A 16474-nucleotide genomic window follows, 5' to 3' on the forward strand; every position below is an offset into this window, starting at 1 on the left:
ATCTCTCCCGTCCGGATACCCCTCAAGGGTATGCCCGACCAGGTATACCACCGTCGACCCCGAAACGGTACCCCCCTACCGTATGTGGAAAGAACCCGTTGCGCTCGGAGCGAGCCCAACTACTGCTCCCTGAGAACCAGCGGTTTCGTGGTATTTCGGATGCCCCTACGAGCGGAGTGCTGCGGCCAATTTCGCCAGGGCGGCAGCGACCTCGTCGAGCGCGTCCCCGATGGCGGCAACACGCGCCGCGTCGAATCCCGGAGCGGTGGGGTCGTCGGGCACGGCCGGGACGTTCCCCGGCGCGATGCCCGTCGTCTCCGAACCCGGGACACGGACCGACGGGCCGGCCGGGCCGCTGCCTGCCTGTCCGCCGAACGATCTGCCGGGGTCCGGCGCCGGCGAGTAGGCGACGGCGTAGCCGTCGGTCCGGTGGCGTCGGCCGTGGTAGTCCTCGGCGGCCAGCGGCTCGGCATTGGTCGACCGGCGTCCGCCGCGGTACTCGTTCGGTTCGGGCTCGGCCGCCGGGGGTTGCGTCGGCAGGGCAGCCGGGTGCGAGTCGGGCAGGCGGTGCGAACCCATCCGTGACGAACCCATCTGCGGCGGCTGACGCAGCGGGTCGACGGCGTGATCAGGCGCGACGGTCTGCGGGTTGGAAGCGCTCGCGCCGGTCATCACCGACGGTGCGTGGCCGTTGCTGCGCGCATAGAAGTGCGGGCCGCCGTGCCCGGCGAAGAACACGCATCCGGCGCCCTCCGGGGACGGGACCGGGCACGGATTGCGTTCGATGAGCGACTGCGCGCGGTCGTCGAAGTCGTTCCACTCGAGCCACAGCCGGCGGTCGTGCCGCGGGTGGGTGCTCGCGTCGGTGGCGTGATTACCCCGATGGCCGATCGCCAGACGGCATTGCAGCAACCAATCGGAGTCACCCGACAGCCCCAGCGCCGCGCGTTCGGTCGGCCGGCACACCACCGTCGACCAACAGCCTTCGCCGTTCATACGGACTCCCCTTCATGCCTTGCATCGCCGCGAGATCTTCGCGCGACCACACCCGTGTGGAGCGCACGGTCGTCTTCTCGTACCCGTCGGCTTCCTGCCGCCCGGTGGCAAGCCCCCCCGGCATGCGCTTCTGCGGTGGCCCTCCCCCGGTGGCCACGGTGTGGTGAAGATCCCGCGGGTCAGTGTACGAAGCGGGCCGGTCCGGTGCCACCCTCTTGGCCCCGCGCGTCCGAACCGAGGAACGCGAGGATCCTCGCGTTCACCTCGTCCGGCTGGTCGAGGTGCAGGAAATGGCCCGCCCCGGCGACGACCGCGGCCGCACTGCCCGCCGGCAACACCTCGCGGACCGTGTCCGCAAGACGCGACTGCATGCACCCGTCGTCTGCACCATGCAAATACAATGTGGGAGAACGTGGTTCGCCCAGCCAGTCGTTCCGCAACGCGGCGTACCGAGGATGGGTCCGCAGCCTGCGGAGTGCGCGGTAGTACCCGAGCGCAGCTGTCCGATGGGCACGTGTGGGCAGCGCCGCGAGCGCGTGGTCGACGTCCAGTCGGTGGTCGGGCCGGACAGGAGTCGCCGCCGAATCGAGCAGCCAGCGGCGCCACAGGAGCGGGATGAGGCGGTCGAGAGTCCGTTCGGGCAACCACGGCAGCTGATTGAACGCGATGTACCAGCTCATCACCGCCTGACGCGCGAGCGTCTTGACGCCGTCGACCCCACCGCCGATCGAGCGCCGGACCGCCGGAACCGGCGGGACCGACATCGAGATCACCCGCGCGTACGGATTGTCGTCGCGGTGCGCCACCGCGTTCGCCGTCATCGCGCCCCAGTCGTGCCCGATCAGGACGGCGTCGGGGCCGGCTCCGACCGCGCGATGAACCGCCAGCGCATCGTAGGCCAGCGCCGCAACGTGAAAGTCGTTGTCCTCCGGTATCTCCGACGGTGCGTAACCGCGTGTGAACGGGGCGACCACGCGGTACCCGGCGCCGGCGAGTTCGGGCCCGAGGTGCCGCCACGTCCATGCCGAGTCGGGAAATCCGTGCAGGCACACGACCACCGGACCGGCCGCGGGACCCCACGCGAGCGCATGCAGGGTGATGTGTCCGAGCTCGAGGGTGATTCGTTCCGGGCCCCCGGGAACAGGGGCGCGGGAATCCGGGTCGTCGTGATCGGGGCCGCCCTCGGGCCCCGAACCGTCTGCGGAGATCTGGGTCATCGGGGTCAATCTATCTCCGACAGCACCCCGGAGGCGTCGACTTGACCGGTCCGCTCAGCCGGGCAGGCTCACGGGACGGGCCTCCCGCAATTCGCCGTCGACGATCCGGAACACCCGCGACTCCGCCACGTCGGCGGTCAACGGGTAATCCGTGCGGACATGCGCTCCGCGGGATTCGGTACGCGCGGCAGCGGCGGCGACGACCGCGGACGCGGTGAGCGTGAGTGCCGCGTCCTCGATGTCGCGTACCGAGTCGGCCGTCCGACGCGGCGCGGCGGCGAGCGTCGCGGCGACTTCGGCGAGACCGGCAGCCGACCGTCGTAGCGCGACATGACGCGTCATCATGTTCTGGAGCTGTTCGCGGTCCAGGACGGGGACCGGCTGCTCGGCCTTCAGTTCGGCGCGTTCGGGGACCTGGATCTCGCGACGCGCGACTGCCACGGCGGCCGCGCGACGGCCCATCACCAGGCCTTCCAGCAGGCTGTTCGATGCCAGCCGATTGGCGCCGTGCAGCCCGGTCCGCGCGACTTCGCCGGCCGCGAGCAACCCGTCGACCGCGGTGCGGGACGACTCGTCGGTCACGACCCCGCCGCACAGATAGTGCGCGCCGGGGACGACCGGGATCCGTCCGGACGCGGGGTCGAGGCCGGCCGCGCGGACACCTGCGGTCACCGTCGGGAAGCGTGTCTCGAAGTCGCCGACGTCGGCGATGTCGAGATACACGCACGGGTGCCCGGTGAGCTCGATCGCGGTCTGCACCGCGTCGGCCACCACGTCGCGGGGAGCGAGATCGCCCATCGGGTGGACGCCCGCGGTGACCGACCGGCCGTCGACGTCGACGAGCCGTCCGCCCTCACCGCGCACCGCCTCGCTGATGAGGGTCCGCCGACCCCGCGCGCCCGCGGTGTAGAGCATCGTCGGGTGGAACTGGATGAACTCGAGATCGGCCACCTGCGCCCCGGCGCGCAGTGCCAGCGCGATGCCGTCGCAGGTGGCGCCCGCCGGATTCGTGGTGGCAGCGTACAGGTGCCCCGCCCCGCCGGTCGCGAGGAGCACGGTCGGGGCGAGGACCGACGTGAAACGCCCGTCGCGCAGGCACGCGACACCGACCGCCCGGCCGTCGTCGAGGTGGATCGCGGTGGCAATCGTGTCGTCGAGGAACCGGATCGGCGGCACGTCCCAGCCGGCGGTCTGCCGGACGGCCTCGTGCAGCGCGCGCTGGATCGCGGCCCCGGTCGCGTCGCCGCCGGCGTGGATGATGCGCCGGCGGGTGTGGCCGCCCTCACGGGTGCGCAGGAGCAGACCGTCGGCGTCCCGGTCGAATTCGGCACCCCAGTCGATGAGGGCCGACACCGAGTCCCAGCCGTCGGCGAGGATGAGGCCCGACGCCGCGGCATCGGTGAGACCGCCACCGGCGGCGACCGTGTCGGCGAGGTGGCGGTCAACGGAATCGGCGTTGTCCGAGCTTCCCGTCTCCGCGCCGGGCATCACGACCGCGACACCACCCTGCGCGTAAAACGTGGACGTGGGTTGCTCCGCATTCGTCACGTCCCAGCCCGGCCCCTTGTTGAGCACGACGACCTGGAGCCCCTCGTGGGCGGCCCACAGCGCCGCCGTCAGTCCGGCGATTCCGGCACCCACCACCACGAGGTCGGCGCGGACCGTCTCCGCGGTCCCGGTCAGTCCGCGAGTGAACCCGCTCATGTCAACCGCCTCTCGCCGCGGCTCAGGGTGCCGCCGGCCCTCCGGGCAACACCCCGGATGTGTTTTCGATTCCCAGTCGAAAACCCTACCCTGCGATTGCGCCACCCGAAATGCTCGGCGGCCCGCCGGCTCCGATGTTTGATCGTCTCCGGCCCCGATGTTTGAGCGCCTCCGGCAAGGGCAAACCCGGTCAGCATGAAAACCCTCTGGTTCGACCCCGCAGGTGAGGCAGCCCCCGAGTACCTGCCCGATGTCCGCCCGGAGACGATGCCCATCGACGTCGTCGACAGATTCGACCAGGTCATCGTCGGAGGTGGCATCACCGGTCTGACGACCGGCCTGCTGCTGGCCCGCGCGGGCCAGTCGGTCGCGGTCCTCGAAGCCCGGCACATGGGCGCCGCGGCGACCGGCCACACCACCGGCAAGCTCTCGCTGCTCCAGGGCACTCGACTGTCGTCGATCGCGAGCCGCCACGGCCACTCGGCCGTACAGGACTACGTCGAGGCCAACCGCGAGGGACAGGCCTGGTTGCGCCACTATCTCGAACACCGCGGCCTGCAGGTCGACGAACGTGCGGCCCTCACCTTCGCCGCCACCGCGTCCGGCGCGAAGTCGGTGGAGAAGGAGTTCGAAGCCTGCCGCGCTCATGACCTGCCCGTCGAACACGTCGACTGCCCCGAGCTGCCCTTCGACGTCCGCACTGCCATTCGCCTCGACGGTCAGGCCCAGATCGACCCGATGGTCGTGCTCCGTGCCCTGACCGACGACCTGCGCGCACACGGCGGCCACTTCTACGAGGGCGTCCGTGTGCAGGGCCTCCGCCACGGCTCACCGAACGTCCTCTCGACCGACGCCGGTGACGTCCGTGCCGACTCGGTGGTCATCGCCACCGGACAGCCCTTCCTCGACCGCGGCGGCTACTTCGCCCGGGTCCATCCGCAGCGGTCCTACGCCGCGGCGTTCACCGTCGACGGGGACATCCCCGGCGAGATGTACCTCGGCTCCGACAACCCGTCGGTCTCACTGCGGACGGTCTCCCGGCCCGGTTACGACCACGAACTGCTCATGGTCGGTGGCTTCGGACACGAGGTGGGCCGGACGAAGTCCGAGCGACAGCATGTCCTCGACCTGATCAGCTGGACCCAGAAGCACTTCCCCTCGGCACAGATGGTCGCGCGCTGGTCGGCCCAGGACTACACGACGATCGACGAATTGCCCTATGTCGGACCGATTCTGCCCGGCGTCGACTCGGTGCAGGTGGCGACCGGCTTCGCCAAATGGGGCCTGACCAACGGTGTCGCCGCGGCGCTTGCGATGACGGGTCGCATCCTCGGATCCGAACCACAGTGGTCGACGACCCTGCGCCCGTGGCGCACGACCGAGATCAGCCGCCCCGGTTCACTGGCCTCGGCGGTGTCGGCCAACGCGCAGGTCGCGGGATACATGGCCGCCGGCTACCTGTCGCTGCTGAAGCCGACCGACGGCGCACCGAAGGAAGGCGACGGCAGCGTCGGGCGGTCCGGCGTGAAGCCCGAGGGCGTGTGCACCGTGCAGGGCCAGACGCGGTCCGTCGCGCCACTGTGCACGCACCTCTACGGCGTGCTGCGGTGGAACGACGCCGAGCAGTCCTGGGACTGCCCGCTGCACGGTTCGCGATTCAGCCACACCGGCGAGGTCCTCGAAGGTCCGGCCACCCGGAACCTGGCCTCGCACAACGACTGAGCGGGACACAGCGGACCGTCGTCGGGCCCGACGACGGTTTGCCTTGTCAGGTCCGGACGACGGCCGGCGCCGAACCGGCAAGCGCGGCCTCGCCCAGCATGCGTCGGAACACCGGACCGGTCAGCGTCGCGATCGGGCGCTGCACTGCTCCGGCCAGGACGCGGACACCGACGTCGAGTGCTCGCGCGTCGAGGCCGACCGGTATGCGGTCCCGGCCGTCGAGGACCCCGTGCAGGATCGCCGCTGCCGCGGCATCGGGCCGCGTACCGGGCAGGCGGCGGTTGAACCCCCGCGTCACGAACTCCCGAACCCCGGGCGTCACGTACAGCGCGCGGGCGGCGATCTCGGTGTGCACGACGCCGGGATGAACACTGTGCACGCGGACGTCGGACCCTTCGGCACGAAGCTGTAGCTGGATGGTCTCGGAGTAGCCGCGCGCGGCGAACTTCGAGGCGGAGTACGCCGACTGCGTGGGGCAACCGAGGAATCCGAAGGCGCTGGAGGTGTTCACGATCGACCCGCCGCCGGCCGCCTGTAGATGAGGGAGGAACGCCACGGTGCCGTTCACGACGCCGCCGAGGTTCACGGCCATGATCCGCCGCGCGTAATCGTCGTCCTCCTCGAGAACGCCCGCCACCATCGTGATCCCGGCATTGTTGAACACCATGGCCGGCGGGCCGGACCGGCCGACGACGGCGTCGGCATACGCGGTCATCGCATCGGCGTCGGACACATCGACCTCGTCGAGATGCACCCGGGCACCGGCGTCGCACAACCGCACCGTCTCCTGCGCGGCCGGAAGGTCGATATCGCTCAGGAACACCTCGACACCCGCACGATCGAATCGCCGCGCGAGTGCCCGGCCCATGCCCGCCCCGGCACCGGTGATCACCACCGGCCGCCCGGCGCAGCGCCGACGAAGCCGGTCATCGGAGACCTGCGGATGCCACAGCCGCGCGGGCGGAAACGCCAGGTCCAGGCGCAGCGACCGGAGTTCAGACCAGTTCGTCACCCGTGCGGACTACCCGCTTGCCACGGCGCTACACATCCCTCAGAATCGCCGGGCACGGCTGCGCCTCTTCGTCGGCGTTTACGGTCGGGGGCCGCGGGTAACCCGCGCACCGGACAGCGCGGCGTACCGGCTCGGAGCACACCGGCCGGGTGAGATCGATACGGACGAGGGGAGTCGACCGTTGAGTGTGTCGGATGCAGTGGTCGTCGGGGCCGGCCACAACGGGCTCATCGCCGCGATCCGGCTCGCCGATGCGGGCTGGGATGTCACGCTCCTCGAAGCGCAGCCCGAGGTCGGCGGCGCGGTCCGGAGCGCCGAGATCACCCCCGGATACGTCACCGACCTGTTCAGCGCCTTCTATCCACTCGCGGTGGCGTCGCCGGTCTTCGCCGACCTCGACCTCGCCGATCACGGTCTGGAGTGGAGCCGCGCACCGCTGGCCTTCGGCCACCCCGCCGGGCCCGACGACGTCAACGCGCCCGTCGTCTTCCCCGATGCCGCGGACACCGCCGCGCACCTGGCCACCTTCGACGAGCGTGACCGGCGCGCCTGGCTCGACCTGGTCGAGCAGTGGCAGCAACTCCGGCCCGCGATTCTCGACACCCTGTTCGGTCCGTTCCCCCCGGTCCGCGCGCTGTTGTCGCTCCTCCGCTCGCTCGGCACGGCCGACGCCCTGCGCCTGGCCCGGTTCCTGATCCTGCCGGCCGATCAGATGGTGCGTGAACTGTTCCACAGCGAGAAATCCGGTCTGCTCATCATCGGCAACTCCCTGCACGCCGACATCCCGCTCAGCGCACCCGGCAGCGGGTTGATGGGGTACCTGCTGACCATGCTCGGCCAGGACACCGGTTATCCCGTACCCGTGGGCGGGGCGAGCGCGCTGCCCGCGGCCCTTCGACGCCGCGCCGAGAGCGCCGGGGTGACCGTCCTCTGCGACACCCGCGTCACACGGATCGACGTCCAGGGCGGGCGGGCCACCGGGGTGGTGGACAGCACCGGCCGCCGATGGCCGGCGAAGCGCGCCGTGCTCGCCGACGTGGCAGCGCCCACGCTCTACACCGAGCTGCTGTCGGCCGACGACGTGCCCGCGCGCGTCCTCGACGACCTGCGGACCTTCACCTGGGACACCCCGGTGGTCAAGGTGAACTACGCCCTGCGTGAGAAGATCCCATGGCGGAGTAACAATCTCAGCGGAGCCGGCACCATCCACCTCGGCGCCGACGCACGCAACATCGCCTACGGGACCGCCGACATCGAAACCGGCCGTGTCCCGGAGCATCCGTTCCTGCTCTTCGGACAGATGACCACCGCGGACCCGGGCCGGTCCCCCGCGGGCACCGAAAGCGCTTGGTCCTACAGCCATCTCCCGCGCGGGGTGACCGACGACGAGGCGGCCCAGTTGCTGGCCCGCAGGATGGACGCCGTGCTCGAAGCCCACGCTCCCGGTGTCTCCGACCTCATCGTGGGACGGCACGTCCAGACCCCACACGACCTGCAGGCCGCCGACGCCAATCTGGTCCACGGAACAGTCAACGGTGGCACGGCACAACTGTTCCAGCAGTTGATCTTCCGTCCGACGCCGAACCTCGGCGGTGCGTCGACGCCGGTGGATCGCCTCTACCTGGCGGGGTCGGGAGCGCACCCCGGTGGCGGCGTCCACGGCGCCTGTGGCAACAATGCCGCGCGCGCTGCCCTCGCCTCGGACGGGTTCCGCGGATTCCCGCGAAGAGTGTTCGACCGCAACGTCATCCGACGACTGACCAAGACCGACAACAACCACTGAACGGAGCAGCGGAGCATGAACCGAGTCGAACGTCATACGAGTGCCACACCGGCGCAGGTCTGGTCGGTGCTGTCCAACGGCTGGCTGTACGCCTCGTGGGTCGTCGGGGCCTCGCGGATCCGCAACGTCGACCACACGTGGCCGCAACCCGGATCGAAGATCTATCACTCGGCGGGGGTGTGGCCGGCCCTGCTCAACGACGAGACAGAATCCGTGGAGTCGAAGGCCGGGCTTCTCGAATTGTCGGCCGCCGGGTGGCCTTTCGGTCGCGCACGAATCCGCATGACGATCGAGAAGGACGGTGACGGTTCCCTCATCGGCATGGAGGAGTTCGTGGAGACCCCGCCGCTGAGATGGATTCCGCCGACCATCCAGGAAACCGTCATGTCACCGCGCCTCAACGAATGCCTGAAACGGCTGGCGATGCTCGCCGAGAACCACGCGGGCTGACAGGGTTGCAACCGGGTCGGTGCGGGTACGCCTTGTGGCATGACCACAGCACTCGCCATCAACTGCACCCTCAAACCCTCTCCTGCCGAATCGAGCAGCGAGCTCATCGCCCGACACATCCTGGACGCACTCGCCGAGCAGGGCGTGACCGGGGACATCGTCCGGGCGGTGGATTTCGACATCCGGCCGGGAGTCGAACGAGACATGGGCGACGGTGACGAGTGGCCCGCGCTCTTCGAACGGGTTGCCGCCGCCGACATCCTGGTGATCGCGACCCCGACGTGGCTTGGCCACATGTCCAGCGTCACCCAGCGTGTTCTCGAACGTCTCGATGCCGAGATCTCCGAGACCGACGACGCCGGCCGCCCCGGCATGTTGGGCAAGGTGGCGATGTGCGGTGTCGTCGGCAACGAGGACGGCGCCCACAAGATCATCGCCGACGTCTTCGGCGCGCTCAACGACATCGGGTTCACGATCCCCGGACAGGGCAACACCTACTGGAACGACGAAGCCATGGGCGGCCGCGACTACAAGGACCTCGACTCGGTTCCCGACCCCGTCGACTCCGCCACCCATGCCGCCGCCCGAAACGCGGCACACCTCGCTCGACTGCTGTCGCAGAACAGCTTCCCGCCGTACGAGTGAGCAGCGGATCTACCGGACGACCTTGATCGTCTGCAGATCGTTGCCTGATGCCCTGCGACTCAGGCCTTCTCGTCGTCCGCGAGATGACCGGCGTCCTCGGCAGCCTGGCGGCGCAGTCGCTCCCGGTATCCGTAGGTGGCCCGCAGGACGTCGTCGTAGCTGTCGGCACTGGAACCGAGGGCGCCGGCGAAGATCCCCATCGACGTCGCCAACCACGCCAGGTACACGTAATTGCGCAGCCCCACCGGATATCCGAGCTGCGAGGCGAGGAAGTTCTCCTCGATGACGATGAGCGCCGCCGTCAGTGTCGCCAGGAACAGCCCGGCGTACAGCACCACCGCACTGAACACGACGGTGCACACCGTCGTCATGTTGTAGAGGCGCGCACGCGGTTTCGCGGTGACGGTCACCCGTTCCCACAGGCGATTGTTGACGATGAGCCATAGCGAGGCGAGCACCAACGACAGCAGGGTGATGGCGGCGAGACGCCACGCACTCAACGCATTCGCCATCGACCAGATCGTGGAGAAGAAGATGCCGAACGACGCCGCGGCCGCTGCTGCGGCGGTCATGCCGGTGAGGGTTGGGATCAACCGCCACGGTCGATTTCCCCGAACCATCCCGGCCATCAACTTCAGACGACGCGAATAGCCTTCGGCGCACACGTATTCGGTGTCGCCGTCGCCGATGACGACGATGCCGCGCTGCTCCTCGAACTCGCGCATGGACCCCGCACCGGTCACCGTCTCGGCGATGGTCGAGATCAAGGTCCGCAGCGCTCGCCGGGGAGCAGATCCGAGAGCTGGGAGCGAGACGACGGCGGCGTTGCGTTCGCGGTCGAGTTCGGCCAGCACCACGAGATTTCGTGGGCTGCGATCGTTGCCGTCGGCGTCCCGCGGCTTGTACAGCCGCGGCATCTCGGTGACGAACACGATCACCTCGTCGGCCGAGTCATCCGTGCCCCAGACGGTCTCCAAGTCACCGCGCGGCGTCATCTGCAGTGTGGTGTCCCTCGTGACGGTGTGTCCGCGGTACTCCAGTGACAGCTCGTCGGCGATCTGCTCGAAGCGGTCCTCACCGCGCTCGATCAGGGCGGCCGGAAGACCGTGTTCGGCGACGATCCGCAGCGCTCCGGCGCGCCGCGGATCGTCGTTCTCGGTGGTCATGTGCGTCTCTGCCGTCATGATCAGGCGGGGCCTCAGTCCGGCGGCTCGGACTCCCCCGCCGCAGGGGAGTCCGGGTTGTCCTCGTCGTCGCGGGCGGTGGCGGCGGAAGGGTCCACCTGCTCGTCCGTGTCGGGTTCGTCGACGGTCCGCTCCTCGAGTTCGTCGACCTTGCGTCGAGCATCATCCGGCGTCGCCTCGGGCGTGCCGGTTTCGGCTGGTTCCATGGGCAATTCCTCAGACATCAGATTCATCGATCCTTCGGTCGGTGTCTCGCGATGGAGCCTCTGTCGCATGTCCGTTTTCCCGGTGACGGCAAGACGTAAACGCGATCACGCCCCGGTCGCCAGATGTGGATCGGCCACCGGCTCGGACTCGGCCGAACCGCGTTGACGCAGAACGACCGACAAGACGACGATCGCCGCCACCAGCACTCACCCCGTCTCAGTCGTCGGCGGACGTCCTCGGCGCATAGCGAAGGACCGCTCCGATCCCGTCGCGCGGGGCAACGCGCTCGTCGATCCGGACCAGATCGGCGCCGGTGAGAACCGCCGCCACCGGCAGGGCCTCGTCGGCACGCAGCGTACGTTCCGGGGCCAGGCCCAGCTCAGAGAGGTTCTCCGCCGTCGGCGCGATCGTGGCGAGGCCCCCCGCGGCGTCTCCGCCGTCGAAGACCGTCGCATCGCCGAGGTCGCCGATGATCAGCGTCTCGACCTCGCCGTTACGCAACGCCCCGCACACGGCCGTCAGTCCTTCGACCGCGACGGCCGGGCGATGCCCGAGTCCTGCCTGCAGACTCTCCGCCGCGTCGGCCATCGTGCGATTCTGGCGCAGCTCGAGTTCGGTGGTCACCGCCTTGCGGACGTCGTCGTCGGCGATGCCGCTGTCCCGGGCGCCGAGTTGGAGGTCGACCAGTCGCTCGGCGAGCCGCTCGGGAGCCGTTGAACGCAGATCCGACATCGACGAGAGCTCACCGATCACGAACACGAGCTCGGGGTTGTCCGAGTCGACGATCGCGGTCAGCCGGTCGGCGATCTGACGAATGTTCTTGCGGTTCTGCTCGTCGCTGCGCTGCTGCGGGTCCCCATACCCGGGCGATTCCGCACCGGCGGCGTGGTGGATCGGATAGCCCTCTCCCTCAACGCTTTCGCGCATCAACGAGGATCCACCGGCTTCGAAGAGCTCGATGTCGGCGCCGGCGTGATCGACCGCGGCGATCACATGTCGCGGGGCGCTCGTGCCGTGTTCGACCAGCGGAACCAGGTACGGCACCGGCGAATACCGTGCCACGGATGTGACCGGTGGTCGGATGAGGTGTTGGTCGAGGAGGACACCGTCGGGACCGGCGATCACCGCACGGCCACTGGGCCCGACGGCCGGCGCCCCGTCGAGCAGGGCATTGCCGATGGACTCCACCACCGCCGCGTCGGCCCCCGCCGACTCGAGTTCCTCCCGCAGGGCTCGCCACCGGAGTTCCATCGTGTGGGCGGCGTCCTCGGTGTTGTGCGAGTCGTCGATGTAGATGGTGGCGAACGGACCGGTTGCAGTTGCCAGCTCGCGGAATCGGGTCGAATTCATGCGCGGCCTCCTTGCCTGTCGTCGGGGCACGTCGACTCCCTCGACGGGTGCCCACCGCATTCAGGCCGCAAACATGACGACGCAGCCCTACAGCGTCGAGGTGTCGATCACGAAGCGGTAGCGCACATCCGACGCCACGACGCGGTCGTAGGCCTCGTTGATCCGGTCGGCGGAGACCACCTCGATCTCGGCGCCGATGCCGTGCTCGGCGCAGAAGTCCAGCATCTCCTGGGTCTGCGCGATGCCGCCGATCATCGAACCCGCGAAACTGCGCCGCTTGCCGATCAGCGCGCCCGCCGGGACCTCGATCGGATGTTCGGGGAGACCGAGTTCCACGAGTGTGCCGTCGAGGGCGAGCATGCCCAGGTACTTGCCGATCGGAAGATTCGCCGACACCGTGTTCAGTATGAGGTCGAAGGTGTTCCGCAGTTCCCGGAAGGTCTGCGGGTCGCTCGTCGCGTGATAGTGGTCGGCGCCGAGCCGCAGACCGTCCTCCATCTTCTTCAGCGACTGGGACAGCACGGTCACCTCCGCACCCAGTGCGTGCGCGATCTTCACGCCGACGTGGCCGAGCCCGCCGAGTCCGACGATCGCGACCTTCTTGCCGGGTCCCGCGCCCCAGTGCCGCAGCGGTGAGTAGAGGGTGATGCCCGCACACAACAACGGTGCGGCCTCGTCGAGTGCGATGCCGTCCGGAATCCGGAGGACGTAGTTCTCGTCGACGACGATCGAGGTGCTGTAGCCGCCGTGCGTCGGCGACCCGTCGCGTCCGACGGCGTTGTAGGTCCCCACGTTGCCTCGCTCGCAGTACTGCTCCTCGCCGAGGCGGCACGGTTCGCACTCACGGCACGAGTCGACGAAACAACCCACGCCGACCCGGTCACCCACGGCATACCGGGTGACGGACTCGCCGACGGCCGCGACCGTCCCGGCGATCTCGTGGCCGGGGACCACCGGGAACCTCGTCCCGCCCCACTCGTCGCGCGCCGTGTGGATGTCGGAATGACAGATCCCGGCGAACGCGATGTCGATCGACACGTCGTTCGGACCGAGATCACGCCGCTCGATGGTGGTCGGTTCGAGCGGGCGATCGGCTGCCGGCGCGATGTAGGCGTTGACCGTGGTGGGCATGCAGAACTCCTCGGTGTGATGCGGGGGTCGGGGCGAAATCGGGGTTCGGGCACGATTCCGTGAGCGGGAATGCTCGTCGTGCGAGACCTGCTCAATGACACGAACAGATGCGGGCCGATGCATGTGTCCGATGTGGCCAGTGTGCCCGCCGACCCCGCCGCATCGCCATAACAGCACGTCGCAGGGCCGCGTAGGCGATCCGCCGTCGCCCTATGGCACTGGATTCGCCGCCGATCATCGTTACAATGACCGACGGTGACGATCAACAGCTCAGTCGACGACGGTCAGCGCACGCAGTTGCACCCGGTGTCCCCGATCGCCGAGCTCACGCGATTCGGGACGACCACCGCTCACGCGGCTGCGGGCGTCGGACGCTTCGTCCTCCACACGGCAGGCGACGCTTTACGGGGTCGCCCACCCGGCGCCGCCCGCGTCGCGCACGAGATCCGGACCACGTTCGAACACCTGGGTCCGACCTACGTGAAGCTCGGCCAGCTCATCGCCTCGAGTCCCGGCGTTTTCTCCGAATCGATGTCCACCGAGTTCGAATCGCTCCTGGACCGCGTGAAACCCGCCGACCCCGCGCTCATGCGTGCACAGTTCATCGCCGAACTGGGCCGGGCACCCGAGGAAGTCTTCGCCACGTTCGATCCGGTGCCCATCGCGTCCGCGTCGATCGCCCAGGTGCACACCGCGACCCTGCAGGGCGGCGAGGAGGTGGTCGTCAAGATCCAGCGTCCGGGCATCGCCGACCGCCTGGCGCCCGACGTCGCGATCCTCGAACGCCTCGCCGGCCTCGTCGAGATCTCCGAGTACGGGCGGATGCTCAGCGCGCGGCACGTGGTCGAGGACTTCGCGGCCGGCCTCGACGCCGAACTGGACTTCCGCATCGAGGCCGACACCATGCGCGAGTGGTTCGCCTGCCTGCAGCCGGGCCCGTACGGCGACCGAGTCCGCGTGCCGCACGTCTACGACGACTTCACGACGCAGCGCGTGCTGACCATGGAACGAATCAACGCCATCCGCATCGACGACGTCGCGGCCGTACGCGCCGCAGGCCACGACGGAGTCGCGCTGTGCCGCAACCTCCTGCTGTCCCTGCTGGACTCGGCATTCCACGGCGGGTTGTTCCATGGGGACCTGCACGCCGGGAACGTCCTCGTCGACGACGCGGGCAAGCTGGTCCTCCTCGATTTCGGCATCGTCGGGCGTTTCACCCCGCGCACCCGGCGCATACTCCGCCAGCTCGTCGTCGACCTCGTGGTCCGCGGGGACTACGAGTCCGCCGGCCGGGCGATCTTCCTCCTCGGCGCCGTCCACAAGCCGGGTTCGACGTCGCAGGGCGCGGAGGACATCAAGAAGGTGACGACTCCGTTGTCGACCACCGACCTCGGTTCGATGTCATACACCGACCTCGGGCGGCAACTCGCCGCCGTCGCCAAGGCCCACGACGCACGGCTCCCGCGTGAACTCGTCCTCGTGGGTAAGCAGTTGCTGTACGTCGAGAAGTACACGAAGCTGCTGGCGCCGCGGTGGAAGGCCATGTCCGACAAGGAGATCTACGGATACATGGCCGGCATCCTGAAGGAGGCCGAACGCGATCGTCGAGCCGCCCCGGGCTGACTCCCCGCCGCGGATCCCGGCATGTCGGACCGACTGTGGCCAACTGTGGCACACGCGACAGTTAGGGTGGGAGCGATCAGCTGATTCCAGGAGTCATACATGAGACGTTTTGTGCCGGCAGTGCTGGCCTTCTTCGGCGCTGCGTGTATCGCGGCGGCCATCGCCATACCGCTCTACCTCGTGCCGCAGTTGAAGGTGGTTCCGCTCGATCTGGACATCACCTCTGACGCGACCACGGTGGCGGCGGACGGTTCGACCGGAGAGCGCTTCCCGGCGGTGATCTTCGACCGTTGCTCGGTGTCCGAGGATCGTGCCCGCACTCTCGAGGCGCATCTCACCCAGCAGCGACGCTCGATCATCATCGAACCGTCGGACAGCCGCCAGGCGAGCCTGCAGTCGGCGCAGACCGTGCGCATCGACCGCCTGCGCGACGCCGAGGGAACCGAGACCGAACCCAGCTTCGCGGCTGCGGGCGAGACCCGCACCTGTGAGGACGGTCTGCTGACCGCGACCATCGACCGCGTGTCGGTGAACCGCAAGACCTCGGCACCCAACGGGGCGGTCAGCTCGCTGCAGCTCGAGGCGGTCCCCGAGGGCGGCAACGTCAACGACGTGTCGGTCGCCATCGACAACCGCACCGGATACCAGTACAAGTTCGGTTTCGACGTGCAGCAGCGCGACTACCCGTACTACGACCTCAACACCCGCCAGGACTGCGCGGCGAAGTTCGAGGGCGAGGAGACCATCGACGGGATCAACACGTATCACTTCGTGTGTGATGTCCCGGAGACCGATCTCTCCAACCTCCCCAACGCGCAGGGTGAAGCAGCTCTGGGCACGATGCTGACGATGCCTGCCCGCTGGTGGGGCATCACCGGGCGCGGAGTGCGGGCGAACGACCCGATCACGATGCACCGGTACGCCGCCGCGACCCGCCACGTGTGGGTCGAGCCGGAGACCGGGACCATCGTCGACGGTCGTGAGGACCAGCACCAGTACTTCAAGTCGCCCGACCAGAGCGACGCCACCCCGGAAGCGGTGCGCGAGTTCCGGATGGACGCCCTGAAGGGCACCTTCAAGTGGACCGACGACACCGTCTCCAACCAGGCGAGCAAGGCCAGCGGCTACGTCGACCAGCTGAAGGTCGGCGGCTTCTGGGTGCCGATCATCCTCGGCATCGTCGGGGTGATCCTGCTGATCGCCGCCGCGCTGCTGCTCTTCCGCGGACGCCGCGACGACAACCGGGTCGATGACACCCCGCCGCCGACGACACCGCCCGCCGACGAGCGCGACACCACGCTGATCAAGCGCGACGCACCGCCGGCCGGCGCAGCACCTGCGAGCGCCAACCCGTGGGAGCGGCCGACCGAGCAGATCCCCAAGGTCGGTGACACGCCGCCGCCCGACGACTCGGCCACGCGCACCTTCCGCAAGCAGCCGCCGCCCGAAT

The 16474-nt window shown here is 69.1% G+C and carries 15 protein-coding genes; 6 read left to right on the forward strand and 9 right to left on the reverse strand.

The window, feature by feature from the left end; translation table 11 throughout:
* Positions 1–165: 165 nt before the first annotated feature.
* From M4D77_RS01980 to nadB, 3 genes are all read right to left on the reverse strand, one after another.
* On the reverse strand, positions 166–996 hold the full coding sequence (locus M4D77_RS01980; protein WP_259935406.1) for a hypothetical protein: 831 nt from the start codon (positions 994–996) through the stop codon (positions 166–168).
* A gap of 179 nt (positions 997–1175) precedes the next feature.
* Positions 1176–2213 carry an alpha/beta hydrolase gene (locus M4D77_RS01985; protein ID WP_065630260.1) on the reverse strand — a complete coding sequence of 346 codons (1038 nt, stop codon included), beginning with the start codon at positions 2211–2213 and terminating at the stop codon, positions 1176–1178.
* A gap of 54 nt (positions 2214–2267) precedes the next feature.
* Complete coding sequence (gene nadB, locus M4D77_RS01990; RefSeq protein WP_259935407.1) at positions 2268–3917, reverse strand: L-aspartate oxidase; 1650 nt, start codon at positions 3915–3917, stop codon at positions 2268–2270.
* Between the two features lie 195 nt (positions 3918–4112).
* On the opposite strand from nadB, the gene M4D77_RS01995 reads away from it, so the two are divergent.
* On the forward strand, positions 4113–5639 hold the full coding sequence (locus tag M4D77_RS01995) for an FAD-dependent oxidoreductase (RefSeq protein ID WP_068971064.1): 1527 nt from the start codon (positions 4113–4115) through the stop codon (positions 5637–5639).
* Between the two features lie 46 nt (positions 5640–5685).
* On the opposite strand, the gene M4D77_RS02000 is transcribed toward M4D77_RS01995, so the two are convergent.
* A complete protein-coding gene (locus tag M4D77_RS02000) occupies positions 5686–6534 on the reverse strand; it encodes an SDR family oxidoreductase (protein WP_259935412.1) in 849 nt (282 codons plus the stop codon).
* Positions 6535–6832: 298 nt separating this feature from the next.
* Here M4D77_RS02000 and M4D77_RS02005 point away from each other — a divergent pair, with 298 nt between their 5' ends.
* Genes M4D77_RS02005 through M4D77_RS02015 form a run of 3 tightly spaced genes read left to right on the forward strand, consistent with a single transcriptional unit; the run spans position 6833 to position 9529 of the window.
* Positions 6833–8434, forward strand: a complete 1602-nt coding sequence (locus M4D77_RS02005) for an NAD(P)/FAD-dependent oxidoreductase (RefSeq protein WP_068971065.1) — start codon at positions 6833–6835, stop codon at positions 8432–8434.
* Positions 8435–8449: 15 nt separating this feature from the next.
* The gene (locus tag M4D77_RS02010) at positions 8450–8884 is read left to right on the forward strand and encodes an SRPBCC family protein (RefSeq protein WP_058253794.1); all 435 of its coding nucleotides are present in this window, start codon (positions 8450–8452) and stop codon (positions 8882–8884) included.
* Between the two features lie 39 nt (positions 8885–8923).
* A complete protein-coding gene (locus tag M4D77_RS02015; protein ID WP_058253793.1) occupies positions 8924–9529 on the forward strand; it encodes a flavodoxin family protein in 606 nt (201 codons plus the stop codon).
* A 59-nt stretch (positions 9530–9588) separates the two neighbouring features.
* Here the strand turns inward: M4D77_RS02015 and M4D77_RS02020 are convergent, their stop codons facing one another.
* The 5 genes from M4D77_RS02020 to M4D77_RS02035 form a co-directional block, all read right to left on the reverse strand.
* Entirely contained in the window at positions 9589–10695 is a 1107-nt protein-coding gene (locus tag M4D77_RS02020; protein WP_068971066.1) for a hypothetical protein, read from the reverse strand.
* A 32-nt stretch (positions 10696–10727) separates the two neighbouring features.
* On the reverse strand, positions 10728–10937 hold the full coding sequence (locus M4D77_RS02025; RefSeq protein ID WP_058253814.1) for a hypothetical protein: 210 nt from the start codon (positions 10935–10937) through the stop codon (positions 10728–10730).
* Positions 10938–11024: 87 nt separating this feature from the next.
* The gene (locus tag M4D77_RS23780; protein WP_311199286.1) at positions 11025–11126 is read right to left on the reverse strand and encodes a DUF6766 family protein; all 102 of its coding nucleotides are present in this window, start codon (positions 11124–11126) and stop codon (positions 11025–11027) included.
* Positions 11127–11136: 10 nt separating this feature from the next.
* Positions 11137–12270 carry a hypothetical protein gene (locus tag M4D77_RS02030; protein WP_259935408.1) on the reverse strand — a complete coding sequence of 378 codons (1134 nt, stop codon included), beginning with the start codon at positions 12268–12270 and terminating at the stop codon, positions 11137–11139.
* An 87-nt stretch (positions 12271–12357) separates the two neighbouring features.
* Positions 12358–13401, reverse strand: a complete 1044-nt coding sequence (locus tag M4D77_RS02035; protein ID WP_068971068.1) for an NAD(P)-dependent alcohol dehydrogenase — start codon at positions 13399–13401, stop codon at positions 12358–12360.
* Between the two features lie 255 nt (positions 13402–13656).
* Here M4D77_RS02035 and M4D77_RS02040 point away from each other — a divergent pair, with 255 nt between their 5' ends.
* On the forward strand, positions 13657–15024 hold the full coding sequence (locus tag M4D77_RS02040; protein WP_068971069.1) for an AarF/ABC1/UbiB kinase family protein: 1368 nt from the start codon (positions 13657–13659) through the stop codon (positions 15022–15024).
* A gap of 99 nt (positions 15025–15123) precedes the next feature.
* Positions 15124–16474: DUF3068 domain-containing protein (locus M4D77_RS02045; RefSeq protein WP_065630252.1), on the forward strand; the 1351-nt coding region annotated here is incomplete at its 3' end.

It is taken from the genome of Gordonia sp. p3-SID1431, assembly GCF_025143765.1.
Taxonomy (GTDB): domain Bacteria; phylum Actinomycetota; class Actinomycetes; order Mycobacteriales; family Mycobacteriaceae; genus Gordonia; species Gordonia hongkongensis.